The sequence below is a fragment of the Streptomyces sp. P9-A2 genome, assembly GCF_036634175.1.
Taxonomy (GTDB): domain Bacteria; phylum Actinomycetota; class Actinomycetes; order Streptomycetales; family Streptomycetaceae; genus Streptomyces; species Streptomyces pratens.
The window spans coordinates 7,197,296-7,213,249 of sequence record NZ_JAZIFX010000001.1 but is presented as its reverse complement, the minus strand read 5'-3'; the positions used below and the strand labels follow the sequence as shown (position 1 = coordinate 7,213,249).

At 71.1% G+C, this 15,954-nt stretch carries 14 protein-coding genes and 4 pseudogenes; 12 read left to right on the top strand and 6 right to left on the bottom strand.

All coding sequences use genetic code 11. The features are described from left to right. Nucleotides 1-330 precede the first annotated feature (330 nt). The 4 genes and pseudogenes from V4Y04_RS32530 to V4Y04_RS32515 form a co-directional block, all read left to right on the top strand. Nucleotides 331-535, top strand: a pseudogene (locus tag V4Y04_RS32530) (IS5/IS1182 family transposase); the annotation flags it as partial. Between the two features lie 355 nt (nt 536-890). Further along, nucleotides 891-1,535, top strand: a complete 645-nt coding sequence (locus V4Y04_RS32525) for a CBS domain-containing protein (protein WP_332431919.1) — start codon at nt 891-893, stop codon at nt 1,533-1,535. Nucleotides 1,536-1,650: 115 nt separating this feature from the next. After that, a pseudogene (locus V4Y04_RS37900) lies at nt 1,651-2,073 on the top strand (DUF4158 domain-containing protein); the annotation flags it as partial. A gap of 199 nt (nt 2,074-2,272) precedes the next feature. Continuing rightward, nucleotides 2,273-2,872, top strand: coding sequence for a Tn3 family transposase (locus V4Y04_RS32515; RefSeq protein WP_332433081.1), 600 nt, complete (start codon nt 2,273-2,275; stop codon nt 2,870-2,872). Nucleotides 2,873-2,950: 78 nt separating this feature from the next. On the opposite strand, the gene V4Y04_RS32510 is transcribed toward V4Y04_RS32515, so the two are convergent. The 6 genes from V4Y04_RS32510 to V4Y04_RS32485 form a co-directional block, all read right to left on the bottom strand. Next, complete coding sequence (locus V4Y04_RS32510; RefSeq protein WP_332431917.1) at nt 2,951-3,343, bottom strand: MmcQ/YjbR family DNA-binding protein; 393 nt, start codon at nt 3,341-3,343, stop codon at nt 2,951-2,953. After that, nucleotides 3,340-3,735: an MmcQ/YjbR family DNA-binding protein gene (locus V4Y04_RS32505; protein ID WP_332431916.1), complete on the bottom strand. Its 396-nt coding sequence runs from the start codon at nt 3,733-3,735 to the stop codon at nt 3,340-3,342. Before V4Y04_RS32505 ends, V4Y04_RS32510 begins: the two co-directional genes overlap by 4 nt. An 88-nt stretch (nt 3,736-3,823) precedes the next feature. After that, nucleotides 3,824-4,744 (bottom strand): SDR family oxidoreductase, encoded by a 921-nt coding sequence (locus V4Y04_RS32500; protein WP_332431915.1) that lies wholly within the window; start codon nt 4,742-4,744, stop codon nt 3,824-3,826. Nucleotides 4,745-5,010: 266 nt separating this feature from the next. Then, the gene (locus V4Y04_RS32495; RefSeq protein WP_332431914.1) at nt 5,011-5,490 is read right to left on the bottom strand and encodes a MarR family winged helix-turn-helix transcriptional regulator; all 480 of its coding nucleotides are present in this window, start codon (nt 5,488-5,490) and stop codon (nt 5,011-5,013) included. 11 nt (nt 5,491-5,501) lie between these two features. Further along, nucleotides 5,502-6,563 carry an alkene reductase gene (locus V4Y04_RS32490; protein ID WP_332431913.1) on the bottom strand — a complete coding sequence of 354 codons (1,062 nt, stop codon included), beginning with the start codon at nt 6,561-6,563 and terminating at the stop codon, nt 5,502-5,504. Between the two features lie 83 nt (nt 6,564-6,646). Beyond that, on the bottom strand, nt 6,647-7,552 hold the full coding sequence (locus V4Y04_RS32485; protein WP_332431912.1) for an NADP-dependent oxidoreductase: 906 nt from the start codon (nt 7,550-7,552) through the stop codon (nt 6,647-6,649). A gap of 474 nt (nt 7,553-8,026) precedes the next feature. Between V4Y04_RS32485 and V4Y04_RS32480 the strand changes: the two genes are divergently transcribed. From V4Y04_RS32480 to V4Y04_RS32445, 8 genes and pseudogenes are all read left to right on the top strand, one after another. Beyond that, a complete protein-coding gene (locus V4Y04_RS32480; RefSeq protein WP_332431911.1) occupies nt 8,027-8,896 on the top strand; it encodes a recombinase family protein in 870 nt (289 codons plus the stop codon). A gap of 214 nt (nt 8,897-9,110) precedes the next feature. Then, nucleotides 9,111-9,431: pseudogene (gene tgmA / locus V4Y04_RS32475) on the top strand (putative ATP-grasp-modified RiPP). Then, nucleotides 9,428-10,376 (top strand): annotated as a pseudogene (gene tgmB / locus V4Y04_RS32470) (ATP-grasp ribosomal peptide maturase). Before tgmA ends, tgmB begins: the two co-directional pseudogenes overlap by 4 nt. After that, the gene (gene tgmC / locus V4Y04_RS32465; protein ID WP_332431910.1) at nt 10,373-11,506 is read left to right on the top strand and encodes an ATP-grasp peptide maturase system methyltransferase; all 1,134 of its coding nucleotides are present in this window, start codon (nt 10,373-10,375) and stop codon (nt 11,504-11,506) included. Before tgmB ends, tgmC begins: the two are co-directional and overlap by 4 nt. A gap of 164 nt (nt 11,507-11,670) precedes the next feature. Further along, nucleotides 11,671-12,288 carry a DUF1707 SHOCT-like domain-containing protein gene (locus V4Y04_RS32460; protein WP_332431909.1) on the top strand — a complete coding sequence of 206 codons (618 nt, stop codon included), beginning with the start codon at nt 11,671-11,673 and terminating at the stop codon, nt 12,286-12,288. Nucleotides 12,289-12,482: 194 nt separating this feature from the next. Beyond that, nucleotides 12,483-13,394: a helix-turn-helix domain-containing protein gene (locus tag V4Y04_RS32455; protein WP_332431908.1), complete on the top strand. Its 912-nt coding sequence runs from the start codon at nt 12,483-12,485 to the stop codon at nt 13,392-13,394. A gap of 297 nt (nt 13,395-13,691) precedes the next feature. Beyond that, nucleotides 13,692-14,156, top strand: a complete 465-nt coding sequence (locus V4Y04_RS32450; protein WP_332431907.1) for an ATP-binding protein — start codon at nt 13,692-13,694, stop codon at nt 14,154-14,156. A gap of 51 nt (nt 14,157-14,207) precedes the next feature. Continuing rightward, a complete protein-coding gene (locus V4Y04_RS32445; protein ID WP_443080116.1) occupies nt 14,208-15,914 on the top strand; it encodes a protein kinase domain-containing protein in 1,707 nt (568 codons plus the stop codon). Nucleotides 15,915-15,954 lie beyond the last annotated feature (40 nt).

The window sequence follows — 15,954 nt, the reverse complement described above, 5'->3', positions numbered from 1 at the left end:
GCTCACCCCGCCCCACGAGCGTCTCCTTGCCGACATCCTCGGCCTCGGCGCTCCCCTACCGAGGCCCTGCTCCTGATCGGCACCTGGACCGGCTGAACACCACGCGAATCGGCACCCGCATCTCACGCTTCGCAACGCTGAGGCCCGCCGCCCGACGGCGACGGGCCTCACGCGAAGGGGCCGACATCAACCGACAGAGTCACGCGTCGGACCCTCCGCTCGTACATCCGCCGCCGGTCAGCGCCCGGCGGTCATCTCCACGAACCCGGCCCACGCTTACGGCCCGAAGGCCCGCCTGGCCTCAGCAGGGCACTTGGAGTCCCGTACGAGACGCCGGCCTTTCCGGGCCGGTGCCACGACCTGACCTCCCCCAGCCCGCACCCACCGGATCATCCGGATCTGCGAACGCCAAGGCGTCCCCGTCCTGGCCGACCGCGCCTACCAGGGCGCCGGCCCCCGGGGTCACCACCGGGCGCAGACGGTCAACCGGGCACTGGCCACGTCCCGGGCACCCGTCGAACGGGGCATGGCACGGCCCTTGGGACTGGTGAGGTCGCATGTTGAGGGGTCGCGTATTCGCAGCTGAAGCCCACGGCTCAATGACGCTGAGTGAGCGATCAGGGGGCAACCTGATCATCCCCATCGACAAGGGCCAGGCGCCCGGCGTCGCCAGCATCTACCGCGCACTCGGCCGCACTCCTGGCCGTGGGGACCGCCGGCCTCCCCGTCAGGCCGAACGCCACTGGCCGCCGGAGCGGCGCGGTGCTGTCATGGGGAGGGAAGACGGCGTGGACGAGCCGGCAAGGGCGCGGAGGCCGACGCGCCGCGCGTGGTCCGCCCGGGCGGTCCAACCGCGGCCGCCCCGTCGCACAGCGGAGGAGGCCGATGCCATGCTGTATCGCCGCACGGTCGGTGACGTGATGACCGAGGAGGTCGTCACCTTCCGCCCCACCACACCACTCCAGGAGGTCGCCGCCCTGCTGGACGCGAACGACATCGTCGCGGCCCCGGTCATCGACGATGACGGCGCTCCCGTCGGTGTCGTGTCCGCGTCCGACGTGCTGCGGCACGAGACCGGCCTGCCCGATCCGCAGGGTCAGGACGGGAACGACGAACGCTCCTGGGACAAGGCCCGGGCCCGAACCGCGGGCGCGCTCATGAGCAGCCCCGTCTTCACCGCCCGCGCCGACTGGACGATCCCCCGGGCCGCGCGGGAACTCCGCAGGCGGCACGTCAAGCAGCTGCCTGTGGTCGGCGACGACGGGCTCCTCACCGGCATCGTCACCCGCAGCGACCTGCTCGACGCCTTCATCCGCTCCGATGTCGAGATCCGCGGCGAGGTCGAGCAGGACGTCCTGGGGCGCATCCTCGGCCTGGACGAGGGCACCGTCGCGGTCGAGGTCCGGGACGGGGTCGTCATCCTGCGGGGGCACGTCCCGGAACCGCGGCTCGTTCCGGTGGTCGTGGGCCTCTGCCAGGGCGTCGACGGTGTCGTCGCCGTGGATGCCCGCCTCGCCGCCGCCCGGGCGGGCTAAGAGGTCGTCTCATTTGGCCTCGGCGTCCTAGCTCAGACACCAGCCGCAAAGTAGGTCGTGCGTAGCGGGACGAGTCCCGTTTCCCCGTCCTGGGCGCCGTCGTTGGTCTGATCGAGTGATCGAGGCCAAAGGGGTGGGCGTGCGGCAAGAGTGGTCGCCAGAAGAGCTGTCGGCGAACTGGACACTGGTAGACGGCGACTGGGACCTCGTAGCGAACAAGAGCGGGGCGACCCGGCTCGGCTTCAGCCTGTTGCTGAAGTTCTTCGAACTAGAAGGCCGGTTCCCCGATGTGCTGGAAGAGGTCCCGCCGGCCGCGGTGGAGTACGTCACCGATCTGGTGAAGGTCCCGGCCATCGACTTCGCGAAGTACATGCTGGTCGGCCGGACTGCCGAGTACCACCGCAAGCAGATCCGCGAGGCCCTGGGGTTCCGGCCGTCGACGGTCGCGGACGAGAAGGCGCTGGCCGAGTGGCTGGCCGTGGAGGTCTGTCCGGTCGAGCTGGTGGAGGACCGGCAGCGCGAGGCCCTGCTGGTGGAGTGCCGGGCCCGGAAGATCGAGCCGCCGGGCCGGACCCGGGTCGAGAAGGTACTCGTCGCGGCGCGGGGCAAGTGGGAGAAGACGTTCTGCGCCCGCACGGTCGGCCGTCTGGGCGAGGCGGGCACGGCTCGGCTGCTGTCCCTGGTGGCCGAGGACAACGAGGCGGGTACCGCCCGGCTGGCCCGCGCTCGGCGCCTCGCTGACGAGGCCGATCCGCTGGGAACTGATCGAGCAGCAATACGACCAGATGGTCAAGTACGCCACCGCGCTCCGGCTCGGCACCGCCGAGGCCGAGCAGGTGCTGCGGCGCTTCACCCGCGGCGGCCCCAAGCACCCCACCTACCAGGCCCTCGAAGAACTCGGCCGCGCGGTGCGCACGAACTTCGCCTGCGACTACCTCGCCAGCCCCGGCCTGCGCCGCGAGATCCACGGCGGGCTCCAGGTCGTCGAGAACTGGAACAGCGCGAACACCGTGCTCCACTACGGCAAGGACGGCGCCCTGACCGGCCCGGACAAGGAGCACGCCGAAACGTCGATGCTCGCCCTGCACCTGCTCCAGTCCGCGCTCGTGCACGTCAACACCCTGCTGGTGCAGCAGGTCCTGGCCGAACCGGCCTGGGCGAAAAAGCTCAGCGGCGAGGACCGGCGCGGCCTGACCGCGCTGTTCTGGTCGAACGTCAACCCGTACGGCACCTTCCGCCTGGACATGGACAAGCGCCTGGACCTGGGGTCGGCTGCTGCCCTGCCCCGCCCCCGAACCCCGGCGGACGCCGACCGGTCGGCCACCGAGACGCGCTGAGGCGACGTCATCGCCCAGCTCCCAGAGCTGCCTGGCTGACCTGAGGCCAGCGTGTGTCCAAGGGGGCGCGGCCAACGTTCACCTGGCGGCCGCGTCCGGGCCAGGGGCTCTCGGCGGGCGCTCGCTCTGTGGCAGACCGTCGACGACCAGGTCGTAGGAGTGCTCGACCGCATCGTTGATCAGCCGCTTCGTGATGCCCGGCCCGGGCCCCAGCGAGATCCAGCGCCTTTTGTTGAGATAGCGGCCCGGGGTGATCGAGGCGTAGCCGCGCTCCAGTGCCCGCGCGTGCTCGGGCTCGCACTTGACCGTGATGATCTGTTCCTCCGGGTCGTCGGTGACGATCAGGAACACCTTGTCCGCGACCTTGTACACGTCGAGTCCGGGGGTGAAGGGGCGGCCGTGACTGACGTCGGGGAGGGCGAGGGCCGCCTTGCGGGCGGTGTCCTGGAGGCGGTCACCGGCCGTGCTCACCGGGCCGCCCGCGTGCTGGTGCCGTAGGTGTGCGGGTCGACGGGCTGCTCGGCCTTGGGCAGGTGGGAGACGACGAGCAGGTAGGAGTCGGTGACGAGTTCCCTGACGAGCTTCTCGTCGATGCCTGTCCCGCCCTCCAGAGTGATCCAGTGTTTCTTGTTCATGTGGTAGCCGGGGGTGATGTGGCGGTTGTGTTCCCGGAGAGCGTGGGCCTCGCCTGGGTCCGCCTTGAGGATCACGACGGGGCGCCCGGGGACCTCGGTCATCAGCATGAACACCTTGCCGCGTACCTTGAAGACCTCCCAGTCCGGGCCGAAGGGATGCTCCAGCTGCGCTCCGGGAAGTTCCTCCGCGCACTCGGCGGCGAACGTCTGCAGGGTCGATCCGTTCATGAGTGTTTCCTTCCTCGGGTCTCTAGGAGGGATAGGCCCGAGGCGTCCTGGTCAGGCCGCCGGGCGGCGAGAGTGGGACGCGGGCCTGTCACCGGTGCTGTGCGGTGCGCAGCTCGTCGGTGTACCGGGCGATGGCGTCCTCGGCCGTGGGGACCGGGCCGAACAGCTGCTCCTGGCGGCGGGGGTCGGCGACGTAACGCCCGGTGTCGAACCAGCCGAACATCGCGGCCATGTCCTTGACCACCGGGTTGAAGCGGCCGGCGACGGCTCCTGCGGCGCGGGCGACGACGGACGGGACCGCCCACACCTTGATCTTCTTTCCGGCCCGGCTGCCCATCACGTCGGCGACCTCGCGCATGCTGACCGGACGGTCCCAGCCGATGTCGATGCGCTCACCGGCCTCGGCCTCGGCGTCGACCGCGGCTGCCAGGTACGCCGCGAGATCGCAGGTGTGGACGAAGGTCAGCGGGACGGTGGCCTTGCCGATCCACAACATGCGGCCCTTGTCGACCGGGTCGCCCGCCATGCTGGCGACCTGGTCGAGGAACGCCCCCGGGCGCAGGGCGACGAACGGGACGCCGAACTGTTCGAGCTTGTCCTCGGCGAGCTTCTTGTGCCAGAAGTGCGGGACATCGGGCGTCTGGTCGCTGGTGAGGATGCTGGTCAGGACGAACCGCCGGATGCCGGTGCGGTGGGCGGCCTCGGCGAGGTTGGCGTTGCCGATGGTGTCGATGTCGTTGGCGTTCTTGCCGCCGCGGGTGTAGCCGGCGGCGGTGGTGATCACGGCGTCGGCGCCGTTCATGGCGGCCACGAGCGAGTCGACGTTGAGCATGTCGCCGCGGGCGATCTGAACGCCCCGGCTTTCGAGCCGGCTGGCGTCGCTGGCCGGCCTCACCAGGGCGCGGACGTTCTTGCCGCGCGCCAGGAGTTCGTCGACGACCTTGCTCCCCAGGGAGCCGGTCGCCCCGACGACGAGGACCGGAGGAGTGGTGGGGTCGGTGGCAGGCATGGGGGTCTCGCTTTCCATCAGGTTGACGGGCGGTGGCTGCAGACGTAGGCGCCTGCATGCCGGAGGGCTAATGGTGGCGGGCCGCGGGGGCGGATCCGCGGCGCGCCTCGCCGCCTCGCCGCCTCGCCGCCGCGTGCCGCGTGCCGCGTGCGAAGGCAGCCGGGACGGCGGTGGTCGCGCCGCATGCGGGACGGTGTGCACCCCAGTCCGTGTGCCCCTTTCACGTGTGGTGTGGCGTACGCGGGCATGGGGTGCACACCGGGGAGTCACGCGGACTCTTCTTGCGGCAGCGCGCGGCTGCTGATCGCCTCGGTGATGGCGTAGGCGGTCTCGATGAAGGACTCCGCCTGCTGCTCCGACAGGTTCCGTGCGGAGGTCTCCTCCAGGGCCTGCCACAGGGCCGCGATGGGCTCGCGCATGGCCCGGCCCTTGTCGGTGAGGTGGACCACCATGACGCGCCGGTCATGTGCGGCCGGCTCGCGAATGACCAGGCCGGCGTCCTGCATGCGGCGTAGCGCCTTGGAGATGGTGGAGTGGTCCACGCCGAGGCATTCGAGCAGCTCGGACTGGGACTGGCCGTCCCGGTCAAGAAGGTGCATCAGCAGCAGTTCCTGTCCGGGATGCAGGTCCATCTCGCGCAGCAGGGTGGCGGCGTAGGCGCGGTGGGCGCGGGCGAGTTGGAAGATCGCGTAGCTCATCGGTCCTGCGCCGGCCGTCGTGGGGATGCGGGGTTCGGGGGTGGGCATGGTTCGGTTCCTCAGCCGGTGTGGGTGGGGTAGTCGGTGTAGCCGGCCACTCCGCCGCCGTAGAAGGTCGCCGGGTCGGGGGTGTTCAGCGGCGCGCCGGCGCGGAGCCGCTCGACCAGGTCGGGGTTGGCGAGCGCGAGGGCGCCGACGGAGACGAGGTCGGCCGTGCCGTGGTCGATGTCCTTGGCGCGGGCGGGCAGGTCGGTGCCGCCCCGGTTGAGGATCAGCGTGGTCGGCCACAGCGCGCGCAGAGTGCCCAGCAGCTCCTCGTCACCCGCGTGGAGGACGTGGAGGTAGGCCAGGTCCAGGGGGCGCAGAGCGTTTAGGAGCGCCGGATACAGCTCGGCGGTGTCGGACTCGGCGATGTCGTTGTAGGGGTTTGCGGGGGAGATACGGATGCCGGTGCGCTCGGCGCCGATCTCGTCGGCCACCGCGGCGGCGACCTCGACGGCGAAGCGGATGCGGCCCTCGATCGAGCCGCCGTAGCCATCGGTGCGCTGGTTGGTGTTGTCGGACAGGAACTGGTGCACCAGGTAGCCGTTGGCGCCGTGGATCTCCACGCCGTCGGCGCCTGCCGCGACGGCGGCCGCTGCGGCGCGGCGGAAGTCCTCGACGGTCGCCGCGACCTCCTGCGTCGACAGAGCACGGGGCGTCGGCATCTCCTGGGGCCCGGACGCGGTGAACATCACGCCCGCTGGCCGGATCGCCGAAGGGGCGACCGGCCGGCGGCCGTGGGGGGTGTTGTGGGGGTGGGCGATGCGTCCGGTGTGCATCAGCTGGATGACGATCCGGCCGTCGGCCGCGTGCACGGCGTCGGCGACCTTGCGCCACCCGGCGATCTGCTCGTCGTTGTGGATGCCGGGGGTCAGGAGGTAGCCCTGGCCGTCGGCGGAGGGCTGGGTTCCCTCGGTGATGACGAGCGCGTGCGAGGCCCGCTGGGCGTAGTACTCGGCGTTCAGCTCGGTCGGTACGCCTTCAGGTGTCGAGCGGTCACGGGTCATGGGGGCCATGACCAGGCGGTGCGGCAGAGATATGCCACCAAGAGTGGTCGGCGTCCACAGGGAATCCAGCATGAGGGGGTCCTTCGAGAGGGCGGTGACCGGCCGGTCACCGTAAAGGCAGCGGGTGGTCGTGGGGAGGCGGTGGGCGGGCGTGCTCAGTTGACGGTCAGGACGAGCTTGCCCCGCACGTGCCCGGCGTCGCTGACCTGCTGGGCCGTGGCCGCCTGGTCGAGCGGGTAGGCGGTGACGGTGGTGACGAGCTTGCCGCCCGCGGCGTCCTGGGCCAGGGCGGCCAAGCGGGCGGTCGAGCGTTCCTGGGACCCCTGGGAGAAGGTGATGCCCAGCTGCCGTGCACCGAAGTCGGCGATGGTGACGATGCGCTCGGTGCCGCCCCGCAGGGCGATGGAGTCCTCCAGGGCTCCCTTCCCGGCCAGATCGAACACCGCGTCCACGCCGTCAGGAGCCAGCGCCTGCACCCGCTCGACCAGACCGTCGCCGTACACGGTCGCGGTGGCGCCGAGCGAGGCGAGGTAGTCCTGGTTGGCGGGGCCCGCGGTGGCAATCACGCGTGCTCCGCGGGCCGTGGCGAGCTGGACCGCCAGGGTTCCCACCGCTCCGGACGCGCCGTGCATCAGCACGGTCTCCCCCGCGGCGACCCCCAGCAGGTTCAGGACCCGCTCGGCCGTCTCGCTGGCCACCGGCAACGCGACCGCGTGCTGCCAGTCGAGGCCGGCGGGCTTGGGGACCACGGTGGTGGCCAGCGCGTACTGGGCGTACGAGCCGGTGTCCGACCAGCCCAGCACCTCATCGCCGGCCTGCACGTCGCTCACGCCCTCGCCCAGGGCGTCCACCACGCCGGCCAGCTCGCCACCGGGGACGGCGGGGAAGGTCGTCGGGCGGACGGCCTCCAGCATCCCGGCGCGAATCTTGCCGTCCAGCGCGTTCAGCCCGGCGGCCTTCACGCGGACCCGGACCTGACCGGGGCCGGGCTGCGGGACCTCGATGTCCGCCTCGTGCAGCACGTCCGGGCCGCCAAACTGGTCGAAAACGATTGCTTTCACGATGACTCCATTCCTTTTGCCCACCAAAAGCGTGGCTGGCCACATAATCAAGGTAACAGCAATCATGTGGCTAGCCAAGTAATGCCGGACACAGGGGCGAAGGCAGCCACCTCGGCTCGCTTCGGGGTGCGCCGATCACTTGTGCGGCCGACCACGCAAACGAACGCGGCGACCGCCAGGGTGTGAGCAAGGGTCAGCACCCCTCGGTGCCACGGTCTACCGCATCCTCGCCGAGGATGAACCGGAGAGCTGGGCAGTCACCGGAGCTTCAAGATCAACTTATTGTCCCGTTGGCTCGCCCGGCGATACCCCGGCTACGCCGGGCAGCTGGCACGCCAGGACGATGAAGGTGTTTCATAGGTGGCCGCCCGTGAAACACCGGACCGCTCAGTGGTCGACCTGCGGCGATCATGTTTCATGAGTCGTTGCAAATTACTGGACGGCTGAAACACCCTCATGAAACAATCCGGGCTCGTGAGCGACGACTTCAAGCGCGTGGAAGCGCACGACTGCCCGATGTCCACCTGTGCCGCCCCCGCGGGCTCCCCGTGCCGGACCGGCAAGGGCCGGGTGGCGATCCAGTACCACACCGCCCGCTTCCGCCTCGTGCCCCAGCTCGCCAAGGCGTTGAACGTGCCGACCCCTGCCGTACGCAAGCCGGGGGCGGTGTGGACCGAGCTGCCCCGGCCCGCGAGCGCCGGCGCCGAGCCGGTCGGGCACGTCCGCCTCGGCTATGCCCGAGCCTCGACCGCCCGGCAGTCCCTCGACGCGCAGCTCGACTCCCTCGCCGAGACCGGGGTGACGCGGGTCTTCTCGGAGAAGATCTCCACCCGCGCCGTCCGGCGCCCCGAGCTGGAGGCCGCCGTGAAGCTCGCCGGAGAGATCCGCTCCTCCGGCGTTGCCGTGACCCTGGTCGTCCACGAGCACAAGCGGCTCGGTCGCGGCATCGAACTTGCCATGCTCGCCGAAGAACTGAAAGCGAGCGATGTCGGGCTGGAGTTCCTCACCGGGGAGCTGAAGGGCTCGCACGATCCGTCCGGCATCGTGTTCACCGTGCTCGCCGCGATGTCCGGCATGGAGCGTGAGTACATCCGAGACCGCACCCTGGAAGGCCACGAGTCCGCCCGCAGGCGCGGCAAGACCATCGGCGGCGCGGGCGTCACCGACGAGTCGATGCTGTCCATGGCCCTCCACCTGCGCGACCAGGAGATGAGCCTGCGCGACATCGCCAAGCGGCTCGTCATCACCACCGGCGCGAAGAAGGGCCGGCACCCCTCGCCCGCCACCGTCATGCGGATGCTGCGCGAGCATGACGAGCAGGCCGCCACGGCGGCGAGTACGTGATCCCCGGCTACTTTGCGGCTGGTGTCTGAGCTAGGACTCCAGTGCCGTCACCACTGGTCACGCCGGGCCACGACACGCCACCGTGAGTACACGACCGCAGCACGACCACCCCTGACGGTGAACGGTTCACGCTGCGGCCGAACCGGGGCCGCGCCACAGGCAAGCAGCCGGCACCCGGAAGAACCCCGCCCTTCCCACCCACCAGGAGGCCCCGATGTTCGCCCACTCCGACCGGTTCCCCACCGGGACGCCGCTGCCCGACGGCATCAGCACGCCCGCGCCTTGAGGGCTGCGCCGCATGGCGCCGTACCCCGCCCTCGCACCCTCGTACGCCCGCGTCGAGCTGGACCCGGTCACCCAGACCGGCCGCTACTTCGACGCCGTCGGACAGGTCATGGAGATGCCCGGCCACGGGACCAGCACCGGCACCAAACCCGCGACCAACACCGGTAATTCCTCCGACGGTTCAGGCCCCGGCGGCAGCGGTGGCGGCGGTGGCGGCGACCAGGACTCCGGGAACGACACCGACCAGTGACAGACATGGGTCCGGTTCTGGTCGTCACCAACCTGGACGACCCCACGACCGACCTGGTGATCGACGAGCTGCACGGCCGGGGCGTCCCGGTCGTGCGGTTCGACTCCGGGGACTTCCCACCACCCTGTCGTTCGCGGCCACCCTCACGTCGCACGGGATCGAAGGAACGCTGACCACGCCCACGCGTACGGCGGACCTGTCCCGCGTCCGTTCCCTGTACTACCGCAGGCCCTCCGGGTTCGCCTTCCCCCACCTCGACGGCCAGACCGCGCGCTTCGCCCTCACGCAGGCCCGTTACGGCCTCGGCGGAGTCATGGCCTCACTGCCCGGCTGCCGGTACCTCAACCACCCGCATCGCATCGGTGACGCCGAGTTCAAGCCGTCCGGGCTCGCCGCCGCGGCCGCGTGCGGGTTCCGGCTGCCTCCCACGGCGATCACCTCTTGCCCGGTCGCCGCGCGCGCCTTCGTCAAGACCCACGGGCCGGTGCTCTACAAGCCGCTGTCCACGCCGCTGTACCGTGTCGACGGCGTCTCCTGCACGGTCGAGGTACGGGAGGTCACCGCCGACGAGATCGACGACGCGGTGACCGGCACCGCCCACCTCTTCCAGCGGCGCATCGACAAGACCGGTGACGTGCGCGTGACCGTCATCGGCGATCAGGTGTTCTGCGTCCGCATCGACTCGGACCTGCTGGACTGGCGCACCGACTACGCACAACTCCGGTACAGCGTGGTCCAGCCACCGCCCGGCATCTCCGAGGCCCTGCGCGCCTACCTCGACCACTTCCGGCTCGTCTTCGGCGCTTTCGACTTCGCCGTGGACCGCCAGGGGCGATGGTGGTTCTGGAATGCAATCCCTCCGGGCAATGGGCGTGGCTGGAACCGGAGACCGGGCTGCCGATGGTGGCGGCGATGGCGGATCTCCTGGAGAGGAAGACGGCGTGAACGACGAGGAGTTGAGGGCGCGGCTCGTCGAGCGGCTGACCGCCGGCGGCCATCTGCGGACCGGGCCCTGGCGGGAGGCCGTGTCCGCGGTCCCGCGCCACGAGTTCCTGCGCGAGGGCTTCTTCCGCGAGGTCGACGGCTCGACGCCCACCGCCTGGGCCCCGGTCATGCGGGACGATCCTCGGTGGCCGGCGGCCTGTTACGAGGACGTCTCCCTGGTGACGCAGGTCGCCGGCACGATCGTGCCCGGGGACGTCCGCGGGGAGATCATGCGCGCCCCCACCTCGTCCAGCACCATGCCCGGCCTGGTCGTGCGCATGCTCGAGGACCTCCGGGTCGACGCCGGCCACCGTGTCCTCGAGATCGGCACGGGCACCGGCTACTCCACAACCCTGATGTGTCACCGGCTCGGCGACGACTCGGTGACCTCCGTCGAGGTCGACGAGAGCGTGTCCACCCGCGCCCGCGTCGCGCTGGGGCACTGCGGTTTCGCCCCGGACCTGATCGTCGGCGACGGCCTCGCCGGGTACAAGGACGGGGCTCCCTACGACCGGGTGATCGCCACCTGCGGGCTCCTCACCATTCCCCGCGAGCTGATCGAGCAGACCCGCCCCGGCGGGATCGTGCTCGTCACCCTCTGCGGCTGGCTGTACTCCTCCGAACTGGCCCGGCTCACGGTCCACGAGGACGGCACGGCGTCCGGCCGCTTCCTCGGTGGACAGATCTCCTTCATGCTCGCCCGGCCCCACCTGCCGCCGCCACTGGGGCTGCTCCCCGACCTCGACGAGGGTGACGAGGGTGACGAGCGGCCGGCGGCCTTCGGCGCCGACGTGATCGACGACTGGACCACCCGGTTCGTCGCCCAACTCGCCGCGCCCCGCGCCCAGCACGTCACCCTCACCCGCGAAGGCCGCACGGAGCACCTGTTCCTCGACGTCGGCACCGGCGCCTGGGCAGTGCTCCGGGAGCACGACGGCCGGTGGACGGTCCGGCAGAACGGGCCGTCCCGCGTCTGGGACGCCGTCGAGGCGCACCTCACCCGGTGGCGCGGCGCCGGGGCCCCGCCGTTGGAACAGTTCGAGATCACCCTCGCCTCCGAACAGCCGACGATCACCTGGCCCGGCCGCTGACCCGCGTCCCACCCATGCGCCCCGCCCCACCGGCACCACGGGGCGGAGCGCTTCACTCCGACGAGAACCCGGAGACCGACCACCCCATCACGCAGCCCTCCAGGCAGTGTTCGGGATGCGCAGTCCCAGTCCGCTCAGTCCGTCGGCTGTTTATCCTTGTGGCCATGACTGTCCAGCCTCCAGAGCCCTCTCCGCGCCCTGCTCCGTCAGGAGAGCTCCGCGCCTCTCACGACGACCGGGAAGCAGTGGTGGAACAGCTGCGCGATGCGGCAGCCGAGGGGCGAATCGATCTCGATGAGCTGGATTCGCGCCTGGAGCAGGCGCTGACGTCCAAGACCTACGCCGAGTTGGCCGTCCTGACCGCCGACTTGCCGAGGCTGAGTTCCGCCGAGAGCCTGCCGCCCCTGGTGCTCAAGGGCGGTATGTACGGCGCGTCTCGAGGCCCCGGGCGCTGGGAGGTTCCCGGGCAGGTGATCGCTCACGGAGGCGTGGGGGGTGTGAAGATCGACTTCACCCGGGCTGAGTGCCGCCTCACGGAGGTCGCGGTGGAGGCGTACGGGGAGACGTCTGGTGTCACGATCGTCATCCCCGACGGCTGGGCCGCAGACACCAGCGGCATGGATCCCGGCTTCGGCGGCCTGACGGACAAGACCACTCCCGACCGGCTTCCGGGAACTCCGCTGATCCGGCTCACCGGATCCGGCGGCATGGCCGGAGTAGTCATCCGCCACCCCAACCGCCGGGAACGGCGCAAGCTGCACAGCGACCCGACGCAGGTCTAGGACGCGTGCCGAGGTTCGGATCCGCCAGTACCCGCGTCGCCGGCAGATCCCGCACACCATTTCCGTGCTCGGCCGACTGTGACGTGACTTAGGAATTCCTGAAGCCTCCTCATCCGATCCGATCGATCTGCGGCCTGATCGAAGGGGAGGAGGCGCTTGAGTCTCCAGTGGCTGGAGGGTCCAGGATCTCGTTCATGGACGACGAACGCCCCGACGTGCTCACCATCGGCCGGCTCGCGCACCGCACCGGAGTTCCGGTGCGCACCCTGCGCTTCTGGTCGGACGAGGGAGCGGTGCCGCCCGTGGCCCGCTCCGCGAGCGGTTACCGGCTGTACGACGCCGAGTCCGTGGCCCGCGTCGAACTGGTCCGCACCCTGCGGGAACTGGGCCTCGGGCTCGACGACGTGTGCCGGGTGCTGAGCGGCCGGACCACGGTCGCCGAGGTCGCCGGCGCGCACGTGGCCGCGCTCGACGCGCGGATCCGCTCGCTCAAGGTGAGCCGGGCCGTCCTGTCCACCGTGGCGACACGTGGTTCCACCGCTGAGGAGACAGCACTGATGAACAGGTTGGCACGGCTTTCCGCCGCCGAACGCAAGCAGATCATCGACGAGTTCAAGGAGGAGGTGTTCGGCGGTCTCGACGTCGAGCCGCGCCTGCGCGACCGCATACTCACCTACCGCATCGAATTGCCCGACGATCCCACACCTGAGCAGGTCGACGCCTGGATCGAACTGGCCGAACTGGTGCGGGACCCCGGCTTTCGCGCCCGGCTGCGCACATGGCTGGAGCTCAACACGCCCGCACCGGGGCAGGGCCGTCCCCCCGGGGCGTCCATCTGGTGGGCCAGGCAGGTCGTGGAGATCGTCGCGGAGATCAGAAAACGCGGGGTCGCCCCCGAGGCACCGGAGGCGGCCGAGGTGCTGTCCCCGCTGTTCGACGACGCCGATCGGACCGCCGTGCTGCGCAGCCTGGAGGCCGGGATCGAGGCAGGGGCGGAGCGCTACCACAGGCTTGTCGCCCGCGTGCGCGGGCAGGATTCGGCGCCCGACGCGACCGAGGAGCTGGAGTGGCTGGCGCGGGCCCTGCGCGCTGCCGATCAGGCCTGACCGGCCGGCAGGCGGCGACCCTGGAGCGACTACGCGTCGACCGGCACCTTGCCCCCTGTCCCCCCATCCCCCGTCCCCTGCCTCCCTCCTCCTGCTTCCTGCTTCCTGCTTCCTGCTTCCTGCTTCCTGCTTCCTGCTTCCTGCTTCCTGCTTCCGCAGTGGAATGCGGAGCAGCCACCGCAGCAAAGCTGCCATCGGGTACCGCCCCGTACAACGCCCGCGCCCGCCCCGTACCGATCCCCGGAAGCAGCGCGTCGCCGCTGGTCACGTTGTGCCACGAAGCGCCACCGTAAGCGCATGACCGCAACACGATCCCCCCTCACGGCGCACCGGTTCACGATGCGCTTCAGCTCCACCCCGCGTGGTGCCCGTCTCGCCAGACGGCTGTGCGGGCACCGCCTCGACGCCTGGGGCATCCCGTACGGCAGCGACGCGCACGACGTCGTCACGCTCGTCGCGGCCGAACTGTGCACCAACGCCGTACGGCACGGGCACGTGGCCGGCCGTGACTTCCACCTGCTGCTGACGGCCGACACCGCGACCGGAACCGTACGCGTCGAAGTGAGCGACACCCGCGGTGAAGGTCTGCCCGCGCTTCCGTCCCCGCCGTCGGCCGACGGCGAGGACGGGCGCGGGCTGCTGCTCGTCGCCGCGTTGGCCGACCGGTGGGGGTGCTGCCCGCGCCGGTCGGGCGGTCCCGGCAAGACGGTCTGGGCGGAATGCGCCACACCTGGCCTGATCTCGCCGCCTCCGCTCCCGTAGAGCGTCGCCTCGCCCGCCTCAACTGGACTCCCTCGTCACCCACCGGCCAAGATGTGCCCCGCACCACATCGGGCGCTCGACGGGCGAGGACGAGGGGCGGGACGGGACCACGTGCCGGACGACAGACGACGGATCGCGGATCGCTACGAGTTGCTCGAACCCCTCAGTCACGGCGGCATGGGTGACGTGTGGCGTGGTTTCGACGCCGTGCTGGACCGGCCCGTCGCCGTGAAGCTGGTGCGCCCGCAGGCCGTGACGTCGCCGCAGTTGGCGGAGGAGTTCGAGAAGCGGTTCCGGCGGGAGGCGCGGGTCACCGCGCGGATCCAGCACCCTGGCGTACCGCAGGTGTACGACGCGGTGCTGGACGAGTCGTACGAGCAGCTGTTCCTGGTGATGGAACTGGTCGACGGCGTCCCGCTGACCGCGTACGTCCACCCGGAACACCTCCTGCCCGTCAACTGGGCGGTGGCCGTGGCGGCGCAGGTCGCCACGGTGCTGTCGCACGCGCACGACGTGCCGGTGGTGCACCGGGACCTCAAGCCGAGCAACATCCTGGTGGCCCGGGACGGCACGGTGAAGGTGCTGGACTTCGGCATCGCGGCCATCCTGCGGACCGACGTCACCAAGCTGACGGCGACGGGGAGCCCGATCGGGACGTATCACTACATGGCGCCGGAGCAGGTGCGGGGCGCCCGGGTCACGCCGAGCACCGACCTGTACGCGCTCGGGTGCGTGCTGCACGAACTGCTGTGCGGGAGGCCGTTGTTCGAGGGGAACGGCGAGTACTACCTCATGATGCAGCATGTGTCGGCCGCGCCGACGCCGCTGCGCAAGCTGCGTCCGGAGGTGCCGGCGGAGCTGGAGGAACTCGTCCTGGACCTGCTCCGCAAGGCGCCCGAGGCGCGCCCGGTGGACGTGCAGGCGGTGTACGAGCGGCTGCGGCCGTTCCTCCCGTCACCGGCGGACGACGCGAAGGACGCGGAGAACGCGGACGACGCGCGGCTGCCGGGCGAGGCGGGTCCGGCCGGGGCGCCCGACCCGACCGGGGTGTTCCGCCGCCCGTACGCGCCCCGCTCGCGTGCCGGAGCCACGGGCGCGCGGCCGACCGCGGCCGACGCCGGACCCGGCGCGGCTGCGGCGCCGGTGCTGCCGCCCGCCCAGCGCGAGGAGCTGCGGGAGCAGATCCGCGAGGTGCACGACCACTACGCCGCGCTGATGGAGGAGGAGCGGTTCTCCCAGGCCGCCGAGGTGGTCGGCGAGATGATCGAGACGGCGGCCCGGGTGCTCGGCTCGGAGAGCAAGCCGGTTCTCGCACTGCGCAGGCGCCGGGCGTTCAGCCGTCAGCTGGCGGGCGATCACCGGGCCGCGCTGCCGGAGTTCGAGGCGCTGGCCGACGCGTACGCCCGGGTCGCCGGTCCGCGCAACGAGGCGACGCTGGACTGCCGGGCGCAGGCGGCCCGCTGCAGTGGCGAACTGGGCCGGGTGACCGAGGCGTTGGCCGGGCTGCGGGGCGTACTGGACTCCGTGCGGTCGATCGACGGCGACGTGAGCGAGAACGCCGTGGAGCTGCGCCGCGACATCGGCATGCTGCTGCTCGCGCAGGGGCGGACGGCGGACGCGTTCGACGTCCTGGACCCGCTGCACGCGGACCTGTGCCTGGTGTTCGGCCCGGACCACGAACTCACGGCCGAGGTCGCCGAGACGCTGGCGGTGATCCGCCTGGACCTCGACGGCGACGCCTCCGGCCCGCCCACCTGAATCCTCTCCCCCGGCCTCCCTCTGCCCACAGCACGACGAC